The 19,836-nt window shown below is 70.5% G+C and carries 17 protein-coding genes; 10 read left to right on the top strand and 7 right to left on the bottom strand.

All coding sequences use genetic code 11. The features are described 5' to 3' along the window. Positions 1–47 precede the first annotated feature (47 nt). A complete protein-coding gene (lpdA, locus tag V6R91_RS26890) occupies positions 48–1,448 on the bottom strand; it encodes a dihydrolipoyl dehydrogenase (protein ID WP_336397762.1) in 1,401 nt (466 codons plus the stop codon). 9 nt (positions 1,449–1,457) lie between these two features. Then, entirely contained in the window at positions 1,458–2,144 is a 687-nt protein-coding gene (locus V6R91_RS26895) for a copper resistance CopC family protein (protein ID WP_336397763.1), read from the bottom strand. 105 nt (positions 2,145–2,249) lie between these two features. Between V6R91_RS26895 and V6R91_RS26900 the strand changes: the two genes are divergently transcribed. Further along, positions 2,250–2,651 (top strand): hypothetical protein, encoded by a 402-nt coding sequence (locus V6R91_RS26900; RefSeq protein ID WP_336397764.1) that lies wholly within the window; start codon positions 2,250–2,252, stop codon positions 2,649–2,651. Between the two features lie 74 nt (positions 2,652–2,725). Here the strand turns inward: V6R91_RS26900 and V6R91_RS26905 are convergent, their stop codons facing one another. After that, positions 2,726–3,076, bottom strand: a complete 351-nt coding sequence (locus tag V6R91_RS26905; protein ID WP_336397765.1) for a hypothetical protein — start codon at positions 3,074–3,076, stop codon at positions 2,726–2,728. 206 nt (positions 3,077–3,282) lie between these two features. On the opposite strand from V6R91_RS26905, the gene V6R91_RS26910 reads away from it, so the two are divergent. The 3 genes from V6R91_RS26910 (at position 3,283) to V6R91_RS26920 (ending at position 5,147) form a co-directional block, all read left to right on the top strand. Further along, positions 3,283–3,786: an FHA domain-containing protein gene (locus V6R91_RS26910; RefSeq protein ID WP_336397766.1), complete on the top strand. Its 504-nt coding sequence runs from the start codon at positions 3,283–3,285 to the stop codon at positions 3,784–3,786. Beyond that, positions 3,786–4,478, top strand: coding sequence for a transcriptional regulator FtsR (gene ftsR, locus V6R91_RS26915; protein WP_336397767.1), 693 nt, complete (start codon positions 3,786–3,788; stop codon positions 4,476–4,478). Before V6R91_RS26910 ends, ftsR begins: the two co-directional genes overlap by 1 nt. A gap of 126 nt (positions 4,479–4,604) precedes the next feature. Continuing rightward, positions 4,605–5,147 (top strand): MerR family transcriptional regulator, encoded by a 543-nt coding sequence (locus tag V6R91_RS26920; RefSeq protein ID WP_336397768.1) that lies wholly within the window; start codon positions 4,605–4,607, stop codon positions 5,145–5,147. 16 nt (positions 5,148–5,163) lie between these two features. Here the strand turns inward: V6R91_RS26920 and V6R91_RS26925 are convergent, their stop codons facing one another. Both V6R91_RS26925 and V6R91_RS26930 read right to left on the bottom strand, forming a co-directional pair. Further along, positions 5,164–6,378 (bottom strand): trans-sulfuration enzyme family protein, encoded by a 1,215-nt coding sequence (locus tag V6R91_RS26925; RefSeq protein WP_442928183.1) that lies wholly within the window; start codon positions 6,376–6,378, stop codon positions 5,164–5,166. A 139-nt stretch (positions 6,379–6,517) separates the two neighbouring features. Then, on the bottom strand, positions 6,518–7,327 hold the full coding sequence (locus V6R91_RS26930) for a ParA family protein (RefSeq protein ID WP_336397769.1): 810 nt from the start codon (positions 7,325–7,327) through the stop codon (positions 6,518–6,520). 88 nt (positions 7,328–7,415) lie between these two features. Here V6R91_RS26930 and V6R91_RS26935 point away from each other — a divergent pair, with 88 nt between their 5' ends. Genes V6R91_RS26935 through V6R91_RS26945 form a run of 3 tightly spaced genes read left to right on the top strand, consistent with a single transcriptional unit; the run spans position 7,416 to position 13,446 of the window. Continuing rightward, complete coding sequence (locus V6R91_RS26935; RefSeq protein ID WP_336397770.1) at positions 7,416–10,823, top strand: pyruvate carboxylase; 3,408 nt, start codon at positions 7,416–7,418, stop codon at positions 10,821–10,823. 58 nt (positions 10,824–10,881) lie between these two features. Continuing rightward, on the top strand, positions 10,882–12,948 hold the full coding sequence (locus tag V6R91_RS26940) for a MinD/ParA family ATP-binding protein (protein ID WP_336397771.1): 2,067 nt from the start codon (positions 10,882–10,884) through the stop codon (positions 12,946–12,948). 6 nt (positions 12,949–12,954) lie between these two features. Continuing rightward, positions 12,955–13,446 carry a peptide deformylase gene (locus V6R91_RS26945; protein WP_336397772.1) on the top strand — a complete coding sequence of 164 codons (492 nt, stop codon included), beginning with the start codon at positions 12,955–12,957 and terminating at the stop codon, positions 13,444–13,446. 104 nt (positions 13,447–13,550) lie between these two features. Here the strand turns inward: V6R91_RS26945 and V6R91_RS26950 are convergent, their stop codons facing one another. Together V6R91_RS26950 and V6R91_RS26955 are read right to left on the bottom strand one after the other, a co-directional pair. Continuing rightward, positions 13,551–14,606 (bottom strand): zinc-dependent alcohol dehydrogenase family protein, encoded by a 1,056-nt coding sequence (locus tag V6R91_RS26950; protein WP_336397773.1) that lies wholly within the window; start codon positions 14,604–14,606, stop codon positions 13,551–13,553. 171 nt (positions 14,607–14,777) lie between these two features. Further along, a complete protein-coding gene (locus V6R91_RS26955; protein ID WP_336397774.1) occupies positions 14,778–16,604 on the bottom strand; it encodes an AMP-dependent synthetase/ligase in 1,827 nt (608 codons plus the stop codon). Positions 16,605–16,757: 153 nt separating this feature from the next. Between V6R91_RS26955 and V6R91_RS26960 the strand changes: the two genes are divergently transcribed. The 3 genes from V6R91_RS26960 to V6R91_RS26970 all read left to right on the top strand — a co-directional run bounded on the left by V6R91_RS26960 (position 16,758) and on the right by V6R91_RS26970 (position 19,814). Next, complete coding sequence (locus V6R91_RS26960; RefSeq protein WP_336397775.1) at positions 16,758–17,693, top strand: ROK family glucokinase; 936 nt, start codon at positions 16,758–16,760, stop codon at positions 17,691–17,693. 7 nt (positions 17,694–17,700) lie between these two features. Beyond that, complete coding sequence (locus V6R91_RS26965; protein ID WP_336397776.1) at positions 17,701–18,402, top strand: lysophospholipid acyltransferase family protein; 702 nt, start codon at positions 17,701–17,703, stop codon at positions 18,400–18,402. 74 nt (positions 18,403–18,476) lie between these two features. Then, positions 18,477–19,814 carry a class II 3-deoxy-7-phosphoheptulonate synthase gene (locus V6R91_RS26970; protein ID WP_336397777.1) on the top strand — a complete coding sequence of 446 codons (1,338 nt, stop codon included), beginning with the start codon at positions 18,477–18,479 and terminating at the stop codon, positions 19,812–19,814. Positions 19,815–19,836: the final 22 nt, after the last annotated feature.

Genomic DNA, 19,836 nt, shown 5'->3' on the forward strand with positions numbered 1-19,836 from the left:
TGCGGCTGCTGCGCGGGATGCGTCTCGTCAGCGCGATCCGGCGCGCGTCAGAGGTTGATCATGTGGCCGGCGAGACCGTGGAAGGCCTCCTGCACGGCCTCCGACAGCGTCGGGTGCGTGTGGACGTTGCGCGCCGCCTCGAGGGCGGTGAGGTCCCACTTCTGGGCGAGCGTCAGCTCGGGCAGCAGCTCCGAGACGTCGGGGCCGATGAGGTGGCCGCCGAGCAACTCGAGGTGCTCGCCGTCGGCGATCAGCTTGACGAAGCCGATCGGCTCGCCGAGGCCGTTCGCCTTGCCGTTGGCCGAGAACGGGAACTTCGCGACCTTGACGTCGTAACCGGCGTCGCGGGCCTGCTGCTCGGTGAGCCCGAACGACGCGACCTGCGGCGAGCAGAACGTGGCGCGCGGCATCATGCGGTAGTCGCCGAGCGTCATGGTCTCGGCCTTGCCGATCGTCTCGGCGGCGACGACGCCCTGCGCCTCGGCCACGTGCGCCAGCTGCAGCTTGGCGGTGACGTCGCCGATCGCGTAGATGTGCGGCACGTTCGTGCGCATGTGGTCGTCGATGTCGATGGCGCCGCGGTCGGTGAGCTTGACACCGGTGGTCTCCAGCCCGAAGCCCTCGACGTTCGGGGCGAAGCCGATCGACATCATGACCTTGTCGGCGTCGATCGACTGCGTCTCGCCGCCCGCCGCCGGGGTGTAGGTCACGGTGACGCGGTCGCCGTGGTCGGTGACCGTCTCGACCTTGGTCGAGGTGAGGATGTCGACGCCGTACTTCTTGTACTGCTTCGCGATCTCCTTCGACACGTCGGCGTCCTCGTTGGGGAGCGCCCGGTCGAGGAACTCGATGATCGTCACCTTGACGCCGTAGTTCACCATCACGAACGCGAACTCCATGCCGATGGCACCGGCGCCGACGATCACGATGGACTTCGGGAGGTCGCGGGCGAGGATCTGCTCCTCGTAGGTCACGATGTTGCCGCCGAGCTGCACGCCCGGGAGGAGACGCACCCTGGAGCCGGTCGAGATGATCGCGTTGTCGAACGTGACGTCCTCGGTGGAGCCGTCGGCCTTGGTCACCCGCAGGGCGTTGGGGCCCGTGAACGAGCCTCGGCCCTCGTACTCGGTGACCTTGTTCTTCTTCATCAGGTAGTGGATGCCCTTGACGTGGGTCTCTGCCACCTTGCGGCTGCGGTCCCACGCGACGCCGAAGTCGAAGTGCACGTCACCCGAGATGCCGAACAGGTCGGCCTTGTGGTGGAACTGGTGCGCGAGGTCGGCGTTCTTCAGCAGAGCCTTCGAGGGGATGCAGCCGACGTTGAGGCAGACACCGCCCCAGTACTTCTCTTCGATGATCGCGACCGTGAGGCCGAGCTGAGCAGCACGGACGGCCGCGACGTACCCGCCGGGACCCGCGCCGAGGATGGCGACGTCGTAGTGAGGCATGCTTCCAGCCTAGTGGGCGGCCGGGGGCTCGGAACCGGGCCCGGAGGCGCCTCCCGCCGCGCCGTCACCGGCCTCGCCGGGGCGTCCGTCGCGGCGCGCGCGGGCGACGAGGAGGTAGACGACGACGCCCGCCGCGGCGGCCGCGATGAGGCCGAACAGCACCCACGGCCACACCGCGGCGTCCGAGCCGGCCTCCTCCGGGGCGACCGTCGGGGCGGTGCTCGGAGCCGGCGTCTCGTCGGGCGCCGCGGTCTCGGTCGGCGCGGCGGTGGCCGTCTCGGTCGGGGTGGGTGCGGCGGCCGCGACGGTGAACGAGAACTCGCCCGAGATGGGGTGTCCGTCGCTGGAGACGACCTTCCACAGCACGGTGACGGCACCGGATGCCTCACCCGCGAGGGGCTGGGTGAGCACGTTGTCGCTGACACTCGGCGAGCCGTCCACGAGCGTCATGCCCGCGGCATCCGTCACCTCCACCACCGAGGCTCCCTCGTCGCCGGCGATCCCGGCGCTGAAGGTCAGCGTCAGCTGCGCGGGCAGGGCGTCGAGGGCGGCACCGGCGGCCGGGTCGCTGCCGATGAGGTCGTCATGGGCCTGCGCGGGGGATGCCGCCCCCAGGGCGACGCCGAACGCCACGAGCAGTGCGGCGGCCAGCGCCGAGAGGCGCGCTCCGAGGGGCGTGTGAATTGCGTGTGACATCACCCGATCGAGCCTAACCGGCCCTTTGCTCCCGACCCTGAGAGGTCTAGCCTGGCCGCAGGCGGGTCACCTGCCCGCCATCCCCACGTTGGAAGGACGGCGGCGATGGACGCGATGATGATGGGCGCCATGTCGAAGGACATGATGTCGATGCCCGGCATGGAGACCATGGACATGTCGGTGATGCAGGCGTGTATGGACGCCTGCTCGGCCTGCGAGCAGGCATGCACGGTCTGCTCCACGCAGATGATGTCGTGCGCTCCGGCGTGCATGAACTGCGCCGACATGTGCAACACGATGATGCGCGCCATGATGCGCCCGCAGGGCATGACCCCGGCCGCCATGATGTCGATGCTCGACGCGTGCATCGCGATGTGCCAGGTCTGCATGGACGAGTGCATGGAGCACGCCGACCACAGCGAGGTCTGCAAGATGTGCGCGCAGTCGTGCCAGGCGTGCATGGACGCGTGCATGAAGATGCGCGAGTCGATGATGGCGATGGGCTGAGCCCCGTCGCCTTCGTCATGACGGGCGCGGCGCGCCACGGACGCTGAGCCCGCGGGCCCGGTCGGTGCGAGGCGTCAGCCCTGGAGGACGTTGAACCGCGCCCCGCCGACGGCGAGCACGTGGTAGCGCTCGTGGAGCGCGACGGGGGTGCCCGCGGTCGCGACCGCTGCGGCCCCCGTGCCGTTCCACAGCGCGACAGCCGTGCCGTCGGCGATCGTGCGGACGATCACGAAGCCGGAGCGGGCGTCGGATGCCTCGACGATCGCGTCTGCCCATTCGGACGGCGTGGCCGACGCGAGGCGCGCCTGGATCAGGTGCAGCGCGTGGCCGGGCGCGAACGAGGAGCAGCTGTCGCCGTGGTCGCACATGCACGCCGCACGCTCACGCACCTCGAGGGGCGGGATGTGGCGGTGCTGGCTGGACACGATCGACTCCTTGGGTCGCTGAGCGGCTGAGGTTTCTGCCAGGCTAGGCGGGCATGCTTTTCATGGCATCTCAGGTGACACGTGGCGAAACATTGCGTGTACGAGTTCTTCCTGCGCGGCTGGGGCGGCACGGCGAAGCGAACCGGTGAAGGCCTCTTCCGAGGCTGGGGCGATCGGATAGGCTGAACAGACAAGAGGAGGAAACCGTGGAGCACGACCGCCGACCCGATGAGGGCGAGATCCGCCGCGCAGCCGGGGCCGACGCACGGGATTCCGACCGCGCATCCGACACGACCCAGACGTTCGGCCATGATTCCGATCTGTCGTTCGTCCCGTTCGGCAGCGAACTGGCAGACGCAGAGCTCGACGCGATCGATGCCCTGCCGTCCGGTGCCGCTCTGCTGCTCGTGCGTTCCGGACCCACCGCCGGCGCCCGCTACCTCCTCGACTCCGACGTGACCACCGTCGGGCGTCACCCCGAGGCCGACATCTTCTTCGACGACGTGACCGTCTCGCGTCGGCACGCGGAGATCACGCGCAACGGCACGTCGTTCGAGCTCGTCGACCAGCGCTCGCTCAACGGCACCTACGTCAACGGCGAGCGGGTCGACCGTGCCACGCTCACCAACGGCGCCGAAGTGCGGGTCGGCAAGTTCCGCCTCAACTTCTTCGTCTCACCGGCCGACCTTACGCAGGCAGCGGAGGCCTGATGCCCGCGGCATCCGCCCGTGAGCGGGCGTCGTCCGCGGGTCTTCTCAGCATCGGTCAGGTTCTCGCCCGGCTGTCGCCGGAGTTCCCGTCGCTGACCTCGAGCAAGCTGCGCTTCCTCGAGGTGCAGGGGATCGTGACGCCGCTTCGCACCGAGTCCGGCTACCGCAAGTTCTCGCAGGACGACCTCGAGCGCCTGCGCCTCGCGCTCACGCTGCAACGCGACCACTACCTGCCGCTGTCGGTGATCCGCGAGTACCTCGAGGACGTCGACGCCGGACGCGACCCGGCGACCCCGACTGCCGTGCCGCCGCCGTCGATCGTGCCCGCACCGCGCCGGTACCGCCGCGAGGAGCTGCTCTCCGCCGCGGGCGCCGCGCCGCAGCTGCTCAACGACGCGATCAGCACCGGGATCCTCGCGGGAGCCGAGAGCTACACCGAGCAGTCGGTCACGCTGCTGCGCGCCCTCGTGGCGCTGGACCGTCACGGCATCGAGCCGCGACACGTCAGGGCCCTGCGCCAGAGCGCGGAGCGCGACGTCGCGCTGGTCGAGTCGGCTCTCGCTCCGCTGCTGCGCCGGACGGATGCCTCGTCCCGGGGCCGCGCCGGCGAGCTCGCGCCCGAGCTCGTCCGCCGGCTCGACGACGTGCGGGCCATGTTCGTGCGCAGCGCGCTGGACCGCATGCTCTCTTGACGCCCACGCGACGGACGTCGCCGGGCGAAGCCGCGCGACACGCCGACCTCCGAACAGCGGATGTCGTTGCCGCGAGGGGGAGGCTGATCTAGCGTTGAGGTATTCGATCCGGAGGGGGGAACGAGCATGACCGGAGATGCTGCTGAAGGCGAGCGTTTCGGTGCAGACCTCCTCTTCACGGACGGCCTGCCCGCGATGGACGACGAGGTCGGGTACCGCGGGGCGGTCGCAGCCCGCGCCGCCGGCATCACGTACCGTCAGCTCGACTACTGGGCCCGCACCGAACTGGTCGAGCCGACCGTGCGCGGCGCGAGCGGCTCCGGGTCGCAGCGTCTGTACGGCTTCCGCGACATCCTCGTGCTCAAGCTCGTCAAGCGTCTGCTCGACACCGGGATCTCGCTCCAGCAGATCCGCACCGCCGTCGACCAGCTCCGTGCCGCCGGCATCCGCGATCTCGCCGGCACGACCCTCATGAGCGACGGCGCGTCCGTCTACCTGTGCACGTCCAACGACGAGGTCATCGACCTCGTCAGCCGGGGCCAGGGCGTCTTCGGCATCGCCGTCGGCAAGGTGCTGCGCGAGGTCGAGTCCGAGCTCGTCGAGTTCGAGGTCGAGAAGCCCGACGCCATGGACGAGCTCGCGGTGCGCCGCGCCGCCCGCACCGCCTGACGCGCGACGGCCCGGCTCAGCCGCGCACCGCTTCGACGCCGGCGGTCGCCGATGCGCCGACGGTGAGCGCCTGAGCGAGATCGGCGATGAGGTCGGCGGGGTCCTCCAGTCCGATCGAGAGCCGCACGAGCGCATCCGAGGGCTTGGCCTCCGACGCGACGGGGCGGTGGGTGAGCGCCGCGGGGTGCTGGATGAGCGAGTCCACGCTGCCGAGCGACACCGCGTGGGTGAACAGGCGGACGGATGCCGTGAGCGCGGCTGCCGCATCGAAGCCCTCGGCCAGTTCGATCGCGATCATCGCGCCCGGGCCGTCCTGCTGCGTCCCGACCAGCCCGAGCGGGTCGCTGGAAGAGAACCCGGGGAAGTGCACGCGCGAGACCTCGGGGCGCGTCGTCAGCCACTCCGCCACCGTGCGGGCACCCGCCTGCTGCGCGCGCATCCGCACCGGCAGCGTCGCGAGTCCCCGGTGCAGGAGGTAGGCCGCGAGGGGATGCATGATCGCGCCGGTGATGGCGCGGGTGCGGCGAAGCGCTGCGGCCGTCCGCGCGTCGCAGGCGACCACGCCGCCCACCACGTCGCCGTGCCCGCCGAGGTACTTCGTCGCGCTGTGCAGCGAGAGCGATGCGCCGAGGTCGAGCGGCCGCTGCAGCACCGGCGTCGCGAACGTGTTGTCGACGAGCACCGGCACCGAGCCCGCCGCGGCCACGACGGCGGCGATGTCGACGAGGTCCAGCGTCGGGTTCGCCGGCGTCTCGAGCACGACGAGCGCGGTGTCGCGGCGGACGGCGGAGGCGACGGCATCCGGAGCGCAGTACGTCGTCTCGACGTCGAGCAGGCCCGACGCCAGCAGGTGGTCGGTGCCGCCGTAGAGCGGGCGGACGGCGACGATGTGCCGGCGCTTCGACTCGTGCGCCAACGCGAGGATCACCGCGGTGACGGCCGCCATCCCCGACGAGAACGCCACGGCCTCCTCGGCGTGCTCGAGTCGTGCGAGCGCCTCCTCGAACCGGGCGACCGTCGGGTTCCACAGCCGGGCATAGACGTGGGACCCGCCCTCGAACGGATGCCCGCCGGTCGCGAGCACCTCGTACGACATGCCGCCGAGCTCGATGCCGGGAAGCGGGTTCGTCGACGAGAGGTCGAGGGGGAGGGCGTGGACGCCGAGGCTCGCGAGGTCTTCGCGGCCTGCGTGCACGGCAAGGCTGTCGGGGTGCAACGTCATCGGTGCCATGGCGATATGGTCAGCGAGTTCGCCGCGAAAGGCAAATCGTGTTCAGCGCGGCGTGCACAAAGCGTGCAGACTGATCATCTGCTGAGCAGACTGATCAGCATACGGATGCCGCGGGCCGCGGCATCCGTCCCCGGGAGGGTCAGGAGCGGGTGTCCTCGGGGACCGGGATGCGGCCGGTGCGCATGACGCGGTCGAGCAGCGAGTCGAAGTCCGCCGCAAGCTCCTGCGCGGAATCGCCCGGCCAGATGTGCAGGGGCTTCGCGGCGCCCTGCGCCTGCTGCAGCGACGTGCGCTCGGGCAGCTGCGGCGAGAGCACCAGCGGGCCGAACATGTCGCGCAGCTCCTTGATGCGGAACTGGTGCTCGATGGACTGCGGACGCACGCGGTTGACCACGATGCCCAGCGGCTGCAGACGGGGGGAGAGGCCGCGGCGGATCTCCTCGATGGCGCGCAGGGCGCGGTCGGCGGCGGCCACAGAGAACAGACCCGGCTCGGTGACGACGATCACGCGGTCGGAGGCCGCCCAGGCCGTGCGCGTCAGCGCGTTGAGTGACGGGGCGCAGTCGATCAGCACGAGGTCGTAGTCGGCCTCGATGGTCGCCAGGGCCTCTTCGAGCTTCCAGACGTCGCGCACGCTCGGGTGCGGGCCGTCGAAGTTGATCGCGGACGGGCTGCCGATCAGCACGTCGATCGTGCCGGGATGCACCTTGGCCCAGCCGCTGGAGGTGATGGCCTGGCGGACCGTCTTCTCTTTGGGATTGCCGAGGACGTCGGCGACGTTGAGGCGCCCGGCGACCTGGATGTCCATGCCCGTCGAGACGTCGGACTGCGGGTCGAGGTCGACGACGAGCGTGCGGACCCCGCGGGCGAAAGCCGCCGACGCGAGTCCGAGAGTCACGGTCGTCTTGCCGACCCCACCCTTGAGCGAGCTGACGGATAGGACGTGCACAAGGCACCACGTTACCGTCCCCTAGGCTGAGAGCACACTCAGCCTGATTATTCAGGGGCCCGCCTGCGTCGCCGCACACGGAGGTCGAATGTTCCGCAAGATCCTGGTCGCGAACCGAGGCGAGATCGCCATCCGCGCATTCCGCGCCGCCTACGAGCTCGGAGCCCGCACCGTCGCGGTGTTCCCCTTCGAGGATCGCGGGTCTCTGCACCGCCAGAAGGCCGACGAATCGTACGAGATCGGCGAGAAGGGGCATCCCGTCCGCGCCTATCTCGACGTGGACGAGATCGTGCGGGTCGCCAAGGAGGCCGGCGCCGACGCCATCTACCCGGGCTACGGCTTCCTCTCGGAGAACCCCGAGCTCGCCGAGAAGGCCGCCGCGAACGGGATCGCCTTCATCGGACCCCCGTCCCACGTGCTGGAGATGGCGGGCAACAAGGTCACCGCGAAGCAGCACGCCATCGCCGCCGGCGTGCCGGTGCTGCGCTCGACCGAGGCATCCGACGACGTCGACGAGCTGCTCGGCCAGGCCGACGACATCGGATTCCCCATCTTCGTCAAGGCTGTGGCCGGAGGCGGCGGGCGCGGCATGCGCCGCGTCGAGCGGCCCGAAGAGCTCGCACCCGCCCTCGCCGAGGCCATGCGCGAGGCGGGCAGCGCGTTCGGCGACGCCCGCGTCTTCCTCGAGCAGGCGGTGCAGCGGCCGCGGCACGTGGAGGTGCAGGTGCTCGCCGACGGCACGGGCGAGACCGTCCATCTCTTCGAGCGCGACTGCTCGGTGCAGCGCCGTCACCAGAAGGTGATCGAGATCGCGCCCGCGCCGAACCTCGACCCCGCTGTGCGCGACGCGCTCCACGGGTACGCGGTGGCGTTCGCGCGCTCCATCGGCTACGAGAACGCCGGCACCGTCGAGTTCCTGCTCGAGACGGCCGGCCCGCGCACCGGCGAGGTCGTCTTCATCGAGATGAACCCGCGCATCCAGGTGGAGCACACCGTCACCGAAGAGGTGACGGACGTCGACCTCGTGCAGTCGCAGATCCGCATCGCGGCGGGGGAGACCCTCGCCGACCTCGGCCTGACCCAGGACCGCATCCAGCTGCGCGGCGCGGCACTGCAGTGCCGCATCACCACGGAGGACCCGGCGCAGGGCTTCCGCCCCGACACCGGGCGCATCACCACGTACCGCTCGCCCGGCGGCGCCGGAATCCGCCTCGACGGCGGCACCACGGCCGCCGGCTCGCAGATCAGCCCGCACTTCGACTCGATGCTCGCGAAGCTCACCTGCCGGGCACGGGACTTCCCCGCCGCCGTCGCGCGCGCGCGCCGGGCGCTGGCGGAGTTCCGCATCCGCGGCGTCGCGACCAACATCCCGTTCCTCCGCGCGGTGCTCGACGACCCGGCGTTCGTCGCGGGCGACGTCAGCACCTCCTTCATCGACGAACGGCCCACGCTGCTGACGAGCAACCCGTCGCGCGACCGTGCGACGAAGCTGCTGAACTGGCTGGGCGACGTCACGGTCAACCGCCCGTACGGCGAGAAGCCGCTGTCGGTGTCGCCGGGCAGCAAGCTGCCCGAGATCGACCTCGCCTCGGCCCCGCCCGCAGGCACGCTCGACCGCCTGCGCGAGCTCGGGCCGGAGGGCTTCGCGAAGGCGCTGCGCGAGCAGCGCAGCCTCGCGGTCACCGAGACCACTTTCCGCGACGCGCACCAGTCGCTGCTGGCCACCCGCGTGCGCACGCGCGACCTCGTGCGCGTCGGGCCGCACGTCTCGCGCATGACGCCGCAGCTGCTGTCGGTCGAGGCGTGGGGCGGGGCGACCTACGACGTCGCGCTGCGCTTCCTCGCGGAGGACCCGTGGGAGCGCCTGGAGGCCCTGCGCACCGCGATGCCCAACATCCCGATCCAGATGCTGCTGCGGGGCAGGAACACGGTGGGCTACACCCCTCGGCCGGTCGAGGTGACGGACGCCTTCGTGCGCGAAGCCGCGGCCACGGGGGTCGACATCTTCCGCATCTTCGACGCGCTCAACGACGTGTCGCAGATGCGGCCCGCCATCGACGCGGTGCGCTCGACCGGCACCGCGCTGGCCGAAGTCGCCCTGTGCTACACCGCCGACCTGCTCGACCCGTCGGAGAAGCTGTACACGCTCGACTACTACCTGCGCCTGGCCGAGCAGATCGTGCAGTCGGGGGCGCACATCCTCGCCATCAAGGACATGGCCGGGCTCGTCCGGCCGGCAGCGGCGGCGACGCTCGTCAGCGCGCTGCGCGAGAACTTCGACCTGCCGGTGCACCTGCACACCCACGACACCGCGGGCGGCCAGCTCGCGACGCTGCTGGCGGCGAGTGCCGCGGGAGTGGATGCGGTGGATGCCGCGGCTGCGCCCATGTCGGGAACCACGAGCCAGCCGTCGCTCTCGGCCCTCGTCGCGGCGCTCGCGCACACCGACCGCGACACCGGGCTCGACCTCCAGGCCGTCAGCGACCTGGAGCCGTACTGGGAGGCCGTCCGGCAGCTCTACCGGCCGTTCGAGTCGGGCCTTCCCGCGCCGACGGGCCGCGTGTACCACCACGAGATCCCCGGCGGTCAGCTCTCCAACCTGCGCCAGCAGGCGATCGCGCTGGGGCTGGCCGACGACTTCGAGCTCATCGAGGACATGTACGCCGCGGCCGACCGCATCCTCGGGCGCATCCCGAAGGTGACGCCGTCGTCGAAGGTCGTCGGCGACCTCGCGCTCGCCCTCGTCGCGGTGCGCGCGGACCCCGCGGACTTCGAGGCGAACCCCCAGGGCTACGACATCCCGGACTCCGTCGTCGGCTTCATGGCGGGCGAGCTGGGCGACCTGCCGGGCGGCTGGCCCGAGCCCTTCCGCACGAAGGTGCTCGAGGGGCGCACGATCTCGATCGACGTGCCGCCGCTGACCGACGAGGAGCGCGACGGCCTGGCCGGAGACGCGGTGAGCCGCCGGCGCACCCTCAACCGGCTGCTGTTCCCCGGCCCTGCCCGCGAGTTCGAGAAGAACCGCGAGACCTACGGCGACCTCACCGCGCTCGGCACCCCCGACTACCTCTACGGGCTCAAGCCGGGCGAGGAGCACGTCGCCGAGATCGACCCGGGCGTCCAGCTGTACGTCGGACTCGAGGCGATCGGTGAAGCCGACGACAAGGGCATCCGCACCGTCATGACGACGCTCAACGGCCAGCTGCGGCCGGTCTTCGTCCGCGATCGCAGCATCAAGGTCGAGACGCGCCAGGCGGAGAGGGCCGACACGTCGAAGCCGGGGCAGGTCGCCGCGCCGTTCTCTGGCGTCGTCACCCTCAAGACGGGCGTCGGCGACAAGGTCTCGGCGGGTCAGCCGGTCGCGTCGATCGAGGCGATGAAGATGGAGGCGGCCATCACCGCACCCATCGACGGGGTCATCGAGCGCCTCGCGATCGCCGAGACGACGCAGGTCGATGCCGGCGACCTTTTGGTCGTGATCCGCCCCTCGCAGTAGCCTGGAAGGCGGCATATGCCCGTATGCGCCGTTCCGCCCTGCCCAGGAGTACCGCCCAGTGACGCCCGACCGCAACGACCACACGCACGACGAGCCTGAGAACGGCGTGCTCTCCGACACGGGGAGCCTCGACACCACAGGCCTCGGAATCCTCGGCGGTGGGACGGCACAGGTCAACGTCGAGCTGCCGACGGAGTCCGAGGACGACCTCGACGACGACGCGGTGATCGACGGCGAGGTCCCCTTCGTCATCGAGATCCCCGCCGACGCGGACCTGCCGGTCATCATGCCGGTCGCGGTCGAGGAGCCCGGCACGCACACCACCGAGGCCGAGATCGTGGACGACACCGCCGATCTCGAGGAGTGGACCGTGGAGGGCGAGGGCTTCGGTTCGGGGGCTCCCGCGGACGACGTCGCGGGTGCCGACATCGTGGAGTACGAGGCATCCGTCGTCGCGCACGAGCCCGCCGCCGAGCCCGAGACGTACGGCGAGGGGGAGGGTGAGCCTGTCGCCGACGAGCACCGCGCCGCGGAGTACCTCGACCCTGAGCCCGAGGTGCAGGACGAGCCCGCGGCCGACGCGCACGCCGAGCCCGAGCCTGTGTTCGTCGCCGAGCCCGGTCCAGTGTTCGTCGCAGAGCCCGAGGTTCACGTCGAGCCCGAGCCCGAGCCTGAGGCGGCGCCGGCACCGGTGCCGGACGACTCCCACACCCGGGCCGAGGACTTCCCGGTGGACTTCGAGGACGTGGAGTTCGAGGACGCCGACTTCGACGGGGAGTTCGACCCCGCCGAGTTCGAGCTCGTGCTCGACGACGACGGCGCAGAGGCCGCTCCGGCTGACGCCACCCTGGCGGAGAATGCCGCCGCAGGAGACGATGTCATCGCGACCGACGACACCGCGGAGGACCCCATGACTGCGAAGACCCCGGCCGACGACGCGAAGGATGCCGCGCCCGCCCCGGTGACCCCTCCGGCGGCGCCGTCGGTTCCCGCCACCGCCGCCGCTGCTGCGGCCGCGAGCCCGGCGACGGGGCCCGTGTCGAGCCGGCGCCGGTCGACGCACGGCACGGGCGCGCAGCCGGTCGTTGATCGCTCCGCCGAGCGCGCGGTCGAACGCTCGGTCCCGCGCGCCGACGTGGCGCTCGCGTCGAAGCGGCTCGGCGAGCTCGAGTCGAGCCGCGAGACCGCGGACCTGCTCACCGCCGACCGACTGCTCGACCCGCATCAGGTGGTGCGTCCCGAGCCCGAGGGCGCCTGGCAGCAGTTCGTCTACTCGATCTCGGGCCGGCGCATCAACCTCGGCGACAGCAAGCGCGCGCGGGCGCGCAAGGAGCTCGACCGCCGCATCGCCGCGCCGCTGCCCGGCGGGGCGCGCTTCGTGCCGGTGGTCTCGCGCAAGGGCGGCGTCGGCAAGACGACCGTGACCACGCTGCTCGGCATGGCGCTCGCCGACGCCCGTGACGATCGCGTCATCGCCGTCGACGCCAACCCCGACCGCGGCACACTCGCCGAGCGCATCACCCGCGAGAGCGGCAAGACCGTGCGCGACCTGGTGCGCATCCGCGGCGAGGTCGTGGGCTTCAACGACCTCTCCAACATGGTGGCCCGCGACGAGACCAGGCTCGACGTCGTCGCCTCCGACGCCGACCCGCGCGTCTCGGAGGCGTTCAACGACGCCGACTACCGCGACGTGGCGAGCCTCGCCGCGCACTACTACTCGGTCGTCCTCACCGACACCGGCACGGGCATCGTCCACTCCGTCATGGAGGCCACGCTCGATCTGGCCGACCAGCTCGTCATCGTGGCGGGCCTCAGCGTCGACGAGGCCCGGCTGGCGTCCGAGACGCTCACGTGGCTCGAGACCAACGGGCACTCCGAGAAGGTGCGCAACGCGGTGGTGGTGCTCAACAGCGCCCGGCCGGGGCATCCGCTCGTCCAGCTCGACGAGCTCGAGACGCACTTCCGCACCCGCGTGCGCGCGGTGGTGCGCGTGCCGTACGACCCGCACATCGCGGCCGGCAGCGCCATCGTGTTCCGCGAGCTGCAGCCGGCGACGCGCCTGGCGGCCCGTGAGCTCGCCGCGATCGTGGTCGAGGGTCTCCGTTCGCTGCGGCCGGCGGCCTGAGCGCAGATGGCCGTCCGTCCGATCCGCCTCTTCGGCGACCCTGTCCTGAAGTCCGTCAGCGCCCCCATCGATGACATCGACGACGGCGTCCGCGCCCTCGTGCGCGACCTCGTCGACACCGTCGAGCTGCCCGGGCGCGCCGGTGTCGCAGCGCCCCAGATCGGCGTCGGCCTCCGCGCCTTCAGCTACAACATCGACGGCGACATCGGGTACGTCCTGAACCCCGTGCTCGTGGAGGTGTCGGGCGAGCCCGAGCCCGTCGGCGAGGGCTGCCTGTCGGTGCCGGGCCTGTGGCATGAGGCCCTCCGCTACCCGTGGGCCAAGGTCGTCGGCATCGACCTCGACGGCGGCGAGGTCGTCATCGAGGGGGAGGGGCTGCTCGCGCAGGCGCTGCAGCACGAGACCGACCACCTCGACGGCACGCTCTACATCGACCGGCTCCCGCCCGAGCACCGTCGCGTCGCCATGCGCGAGATCCGCGAGTCCGACTGGTTTTGACGCGGTGCGGATCAATGCGACGAAGGAGCGTTGATGCGTGCCGGGTCAAGATCGAGTAGGCGAGGAACGAGCCGTATCGAGATCCCGCCGGACGGGTCGAGCCGCTAGGCCGTCAGGATGACCTTGAGCGCCTTGGTCTCGGCCGCACGGCCGAACGTGTCGTAGGCGTCCATGATGTCCTCGAGCGAGAAGCGGTGGCTGATGAAGCCGCCCACAGCGAGCCGTCCCTGCGCGAGCAGCTTGATGAGCATGCGCGAGGTGTCGGTGTTGACCAGTCCGGTGGTGATCGTGAGGTTCTGGATCCACGCCGACTCCAGCGGGAAGCTCACGGGCTTGCCGTGAACACCGACGTTGGCCACGTGGCCACCCGGCCGCACGATCGCCAGGCACATGTCCCACGTCGCCGGCACACCGACAGCCTCGACGGCGACATCCACGCCGAGCCCGTCCGTGAGAGCCAACACCTGCTCTTTCCAGTCCTCGTCCGACGAGACGACGCCGTCGCTCGCGCCGAAGCGCCTCGCCTGCTCGACCCGGTTGGCGTCGATGTCGATCGCGATGACCCGGCTCGGCCCGTAGAGCGAGGCTGTCGTCATCGCGGCGAGGCCGACGGGGCCGGCGCCGATGACCGCGACGACATCACCCGGCTCGACGGCGCCGTAGCGGATGCCGATCTCATGCCCGGTGGGCAGGATGTCGCTGATCATCGCGGCCTCTTCGGCGGCGACCCCTTCGGGCACCTTGTGCAGTGAGGTCTCGGCGAAGGGCACCCGCACGTACTCGGCTTGCGTGCCGTCGATGAGGTGACCCAGGATCCAGCCGATTCCGGATGCGCCTTCGTCGGCGAGGCAGTGGGAGTACATTCCCTCGAGGCAGTAGCCGCACTTTCCGCACGCGGAGATGCACGAGATGATGACGCGATCCCCGACGGCGATCTCGGTCACAGCCGCACCGACCTCGGTCACCACGCCGACGCCTTCATGGCCGAGGATGCGCCCGGATTCCACCGTGGGAACGTCCCCCTTGAGGATGTGCAGATCCGTTCCGCAGATCGTCGTCGTCTCGATCTTCACGACCGCATCCGTCGGCTTCTGAACCCGGGGAGCAGGTCTCTCCTGCCAGACGATCGATCCCGGACCTTGATACACCAGCGCCTTCATGTCTGCTCCTTGGATGTCCCCGCACAGGGTCGGGATACTCATCGTCCGCTTCGCGGCGAGTCCTCGACAGGGACCTTCGACCTGCGGTGATTCGTGGGCGACAGACGGCACAGGGACGAACGAAGAAAAGCGGATGCCGGGAGCCCCGGCATCCGCTCTCTTCGTCGTTGATCAGCTCAGCGACACGTTCGATGTGCTGACCGGCACGGCGTAGAGCTCCTCGATGTCGGACGCGAAGTCCGCGAGGATCACGTTGCGCTTGATGCTCATCTTCGGCGTGAGGTGTCCGCTGGCCTCGGTCCACTCGCTGGGGAGGATCGTGAACTTGCGGATGGACTCGGCGCGCGAGACGAACTTGTTCGCGTGGTCGATCGCCCGCTGCACCTCGGCGCGGACGGCGTCGTTCTTGGCGGCGTCCTCGAGGGACATGTCGGCGGGCAGGCCGTTGTTCGCCAGCCAGGCCGGCAGCATCTCGGGGTCGAGGGTGACCAGGGCCGCGATGAACGGCTTCTGGTCCCCGACCACCACGACCTGGCCCACGATCGGGTTGGCGCGGATGGGGTCCTCGAGGGCGGCGGGGGCGACGTTCTTGCCGCCCGCCGTGACGATGATCTCCTTCTTGCGGCCGGTGATCGTGAGGAACCCCTCGTCGTCGAACGAGCCCAGGTCGCCGGTCTTGAACCACTCGCCGTCGAAGGCGGCCGCGGTCGCCTCGGGATTGCGCCAGTACTCCTTGAAGACGTTGATGCCGCGGACCTCGAGCTCGCCGTCGTCGGCGAGCCGCATGCCGACACCGGGGAGCACCGGGCCCACCGTGCCGATCTTCGACTTCGTCGCCAGGTTCACCGTCGCGGGCGCCGTGGTCTCGGTGAGGCCGTAGCCCTCGAGGATCGTCACGCCGAGGCTGTGGAAGAAGTGACCGAGACGCGGTCCGAGCGGTGCCGAACCCGACACCGCGTAGACCACGCGGCCGCCCATCGCGGTGCGCAGCTTGCTGTAGACGAGCCGGTCGAACAGCGCGAACTTGATCTTGGTGCCGAGGGGCACCTTCTTGCCCTCCTGCTGCAGACGCGAGTGCTCGATCGCGGTGTGCGCGGCGGCGCGGAAGATCTTGCCCTTGCCGCCCGCCTCGGCCTTCTGCTCGGCCGAGTTGTACACCTTCTCGAACACGCGCGGGACGGCGAGGAGGAACGTGGGCTTGAACGACCCGAGCGCGGGCAGGAGCTGCTTGGTGTCGGGCTGGTGGCCCGTCTTGACGCCGGCGTGGATGTCGAGGATCGAGATGAAGCGCGCGAAGATGTGCGCCGTCGTGATGAACAGCAGCGTCGATGCTCCGGGCACCTCGACGACCTCGTGCAGCGCCTTGGCCGAGTTGCGCGTGAGCTCGACGAAGTTGCTGTGGGTCAGCACGCAGCCCTTCGGGCGCCCGGTCGAGCCGGACGTGTAGATGAGCGTGGCGATGTCGGCGCCGTTGGCGATGTTCCGCCGGCGCTCGATCTCGTCGTCGGCCACGGAGGCGCCCTCGGCGATGAGCGTGTCGAGGTCACCGGCCTGCATCTCCCACGCCGAGCGCACGAGGGGCAGCTCCCCCTTCACCTCGGTGAAGCGGGCGGTGTGCTCCGGGCTCTCGGTGATGATGGCCACGGCGCCGGAGTCGGTGAGGATCCAGGCGATCTGCGACGCCGAGCTCGTCTCGTAGACGGGGACCATCACGGCGCCGGCATAGAACAGCGCGAAGTCGACGAGCGTCCACTGATAGGTGGTGCGCGCGACGAATCCGACCTTGTCACCCGGCTCGATGCCGCCGGCGACGAAGCCCTTCGCGAGGGCGACGACCTGCTTCTGGAACTCCGACGCGGTGATATCGCGCCAGCCGTCGCCCTCGGGGACGGCGAAGAGCGCGAGGCCGGGCGTCTTCTTGACGCGCTCGACCAGCAGGTCGGTGACGTTCGCCTGCGGATCGGCGGGGACGATGGCAGGGACTTCGAATTGGACCACGGCAGCTCCTTCGGTACCGGATTGCGGGAATCTCGGGTGGGTCTGAGCAGAGTCTAATCGGCTGTCACATCCGACTCACCGGCGGATGTGGACAGCGCCGCCTGGATAGACTTCAAGGCGCCGTCGCGGGCGCGCCGGCCGGAGAGGGAGACTGTGCTCAAAGTCGGCATCGACATCGGCGGGACCAAGATCGCGGGAGGCGTCGTCGACCTCGACGGGCACATCGTCGAGAAGGTCCGCGTCGACACCCCCGCCGACACCGCAGCACTGGCTCAGGCCGTCATCGACATGGCTCGCCACTTCCGCGCCGGCCACGACATCGCCGCCGTCGGCGTCGCCGCGGCCGGCTTCATCGACCGCCGGCGTGCGACCGTCATCCACGCGCCCAACATCGCGTGGCGCAACGAGCCGCTCAAGGCCACGCTGGAGGCCGGCATCGGCCTGCCCGTCGCCATCGAGAACGACGCCAACGCGGCCGGCTGGGCCGAGTACCGGTTCGGCGCCGGCCGGGACGTCGGGCACATGGTCATGCTCACGATGGGGACCGGCGTCGGCGGGGCCATCGTCCTCGACGGCGAGCTCTTCCGCGGCGGCCACGGCATCGCGGCGGAGCTCGGCCACATGCGCTTCATCCGCGGCGGCATCCTGTGCGGCTGCGGACAGAGCGGATGCCTCGAGCAGTACGCGTCCGGACGCGCCCTGCAGCGCGAGGCCAACGACATCGCCGACGCCGGCGGCATCGGCGACGCCCTCGCGCGGCTGCGGTCGGAGAAGGGCTCGATCTCGGGCCCGGCCGTCTCCCGGCTCGTGCTGGCCGGCGACCCCGGGGCCATCGAGGCGCTGCGGCGTGTGGCGACGGCTCTCGGCGAGGCGTGCGGCGGGTTCCAGGCCGTCCTCGACCCCGAGCTGTTCGTCATCGGCGGCGGCGTCGCGCAGCTCGGCGAGGACCTGCTCGCGCCGGTCCGCCTCGCCTACGAGACGTCGCTGCCGGGGTACGGCGACCGCCCCGTCGCGCAGTTCGCGATCGCCCAGCTCGTCAACGACGCCGGGCTCATCGGCGCAGCCGACCTGGCTACGCCGGAGGGCTGAGCGCGCGATGTTCTACTGGCTGATGAAGTACGTGGTGATCGGACCGATCGTCAAGGCGATCTGGCGCCCGTGGATCATCGGCCGCCGGAACGTCCCCGCCGAGGGTGCGGCGATCCTCGCGAGCAACCATCTGTCGTTCGTGGACTCGGTGTTCCTGCCGCTCATGATCGACCGGCCCGTCGCGTTCCTCGCCAAGAGCGACTACTTCACGGGCAAGGGCCTCAAAGGCTGGGCGACCCGCATGTTCTTCAAGGGCACCGGCCAGCTGCCCATCGACCGGTCCGGCGGCAAGGCATCCGAGGCATCCCTCAACACCGGTCTCCAGGTGCTCGGACGCGGCGATCTGCTCGGCATCTACCCGGAGGGCACCCGCAGCCCCGACGGCAAGCTCTACCGCGGCCGCACCGGCATCGCGCGCATGGCGCTGGAGGCGCACGTGCCCGTCGTGCCGGTGGTCATGGTCGACACCGACACGATGATGCCGATCGGCACCACGGTGCCGCGCATCGTGCGCGTGGGCATCGTGATCGGCGAGCCGCTGGACTTCTCGCGCTTCCAGGGGATGGAGGGCGACCGGTACATCCTGCGCTCCATCACCGACGAGATCATGGTGGCCCTGCAGCGGCTGGGGGAGCAGGAGTACGAGGACGTCTACGCCTCGACGGTGAAGGACCGGCTGTCGACGCGCACGCGGACCGACGCCCGATAGCCGCGCCCTGACGCCTCGGCGAACAGCGCGTCACAGCGCACCGGGGCGCCGCGCCCCGCGGCTAGAATCGAGGGATGCTTCAGCAGCTCGATGCCCTCGACCACTGGCGGACCCTGCCCATCAAGCAGCAGCCCGCGTGGCCCGACGCAGAGGCGGTGGCTGCGGTGTCCGCTGAGCTGGCCACGCTGCCCCCGCTCGTCTTCGCCGGCGAGGTCGACAACCTGCGCGACCGGCTCGCGCGCGCCGCATCGGGCAACGCGTTCCTGCTGCAGGGCGGCGACTGCGCCGAGACCTTCGCCGGCGCCACGGCCGAGCAGATCCGCAACCGCATCAAGACGGTGCTGCAGATGGCGGTCGTGCTCACGTACGGCGCCTCCATGCCGATCGTGAAGATGGGGCGCATGGCGGGTCAGTTCGCCAAGCCCCGCTCGAGCGACACCGAGACGCGGGGCGACGTCACCCTGCCGGCGTACCGCGGCGACATCGTCAACGGCTACGACTTCACCGAGAACTCGCGGCAGGCCAACCCCGAGCGGCTGCTGAAGGGGTACCACACGGCGGCGTCGACGATCAACCTGATCCGCGCCTTCACCACCGGCGGCTTCGCCGACCTCCGCGAGGTGCACTCGTGGAACAAGGGCTTCGCGCAGAACCCGGCCAACCAGCAGTACGAGCGCCTCGCGACCGAGATCGACCGGGCCATCAAGTTCATGGAGGCTGCCGGCGCCGACTTCGACGAGCTCAAGCGCGTCGAGTTCTACACCGGCCACGAGGGCCTGCTCATGGACTACGAGCGCCCGATGACGCGCATCGACTCCCGCACGAACACGCCGTACAACACGTCGGCGCACTTCCTGTGGATCGGCGAGCGCACCCGCGAGCTCGATGGCGCTCACGTCGACTACTTCTCGAAGATCCGCAACCCGATCGGCGTGAAGCTCGGCCCGACGACCTCGCCCGAGACGACCCTCGCGCTCATCGACAAGCTCGACCCCGAACGCGAGCCCGGCCGGCTCACGTTCATCACGCGCATGGGCGCCGGCAAGATCCGCGATGCGCTGCCGCCGCTGCTGGAGGCCGTCAAGGACTCCGGAGCCGTGCCGCTGTGGGTCACCGACCCCATGCACGGCAACGGCATCACCACCCCCACCGGCTACAAGACGCGTCGCTTCGACGACGTCGTCGACGAGGTCCGCGGCTTCTTCGAGGCGCACCGCGCGGTCGGCACGTTCCCGGGCGGCATCCACGTCGAGCTCACCGGCGACGACGTCACCGAGTGCCTGGGCGGCTCCGAGCAGATCGACGAGGCCACCCTCGCCACCCGCTACGAGTCGCTGTGCGACCCGCGCCTGAACCACATGCAGAGCCTGGAGCTCGCCTTCCTCGTGGCCGAGGAGCTCGAGAAGCGCTGATCTCGCGCCGCTGACACGACGA

Source organism: Microbacterium sp. CCNWLW41 (genome assembly GCF_037083505.1).

Excerpts from the sequence above, each read along its gene's own strand:
- V6R91_RS26945 (WP_336397772.1), top strand. The coding sequence starts at position 12,955 with ATGGCCGTCCGTCCGATCCGCCTCTTCGGCGACCCTGTCCTGAAGTCC.
- V6R91_RS26900 (WP_336397764.1), top strand. The coding sequence starts at position 2,250 with ATGGACGCGATGATGATGGGCGCCATGTCGAAGGACATGATGTCGATG.
- V6R91_RS26935 (WP_336397770.1), top strand. The coding sequence starts at position 7,416 with ATGTTCCGCAAGATCCTGGTCGCGAACCGAGGCGAGATCGCCATCCGC.
- V6R91_RS26895 (WP_336397763.1), bottom strand. The coding sequence starts at position 2,144 with ATGTCACACGCAATTCACACGCCCCTCGGAGCGCGCCTCTCGGCGCTG.
- V6R91_RS26970 (WP_336397777.1), top strand. The coding sequence starts at position 18,477 with ATGCTTCAGCAGCTCGATGCCCTCGACCACTGGCGGACCCTGCCCATC.
- ftsR (WP_336397767.1), top strand. The coding sequence starts at position 3,786 with ATGCCCGCGGCATCCGCCCGTGAGCGGGCGTCGTCCGCGGGTCTTCTC.
- V6R91_RS26920 (WP_336397768.1), top strand. The coding sequence starts at position 4,605 with ATGACCGGAGATGCTGCTGAAGGCGAGCGTTTCGGTGCAGACCTCCTC.
- V6R91_RS26965 (WP_336397776.1), top strand. The coding sequence starts at position 17,701 with ATGTTCTACTGGCTGATGAAGTACGTGGTGATCGGACCGATCGTCAAG.
- lpdA (WP_336397762.1), bottom strand. The coding sequence starts at position 1,448 with ATGCCTCACTACGACGTCGCCATCCTCGGCGCGGGTCCCGGCGGGTAC.
- V6R91_RS26950 (WP_336397773.1), bottom strand. The coding sequence starts at position 14,606 with ATGAAGGCGCTGGTGTATCAAGGTCCGGGATCGATCGTCTGGCAGGAG.
- V6R91_RS26925 (WP_442928183.1), bottom strand. The coding sequence starts at position 6,378 with ATGGCACCGATGACGTTGCACCCCGACAGCCTTGCCGTGCACGCAGGC.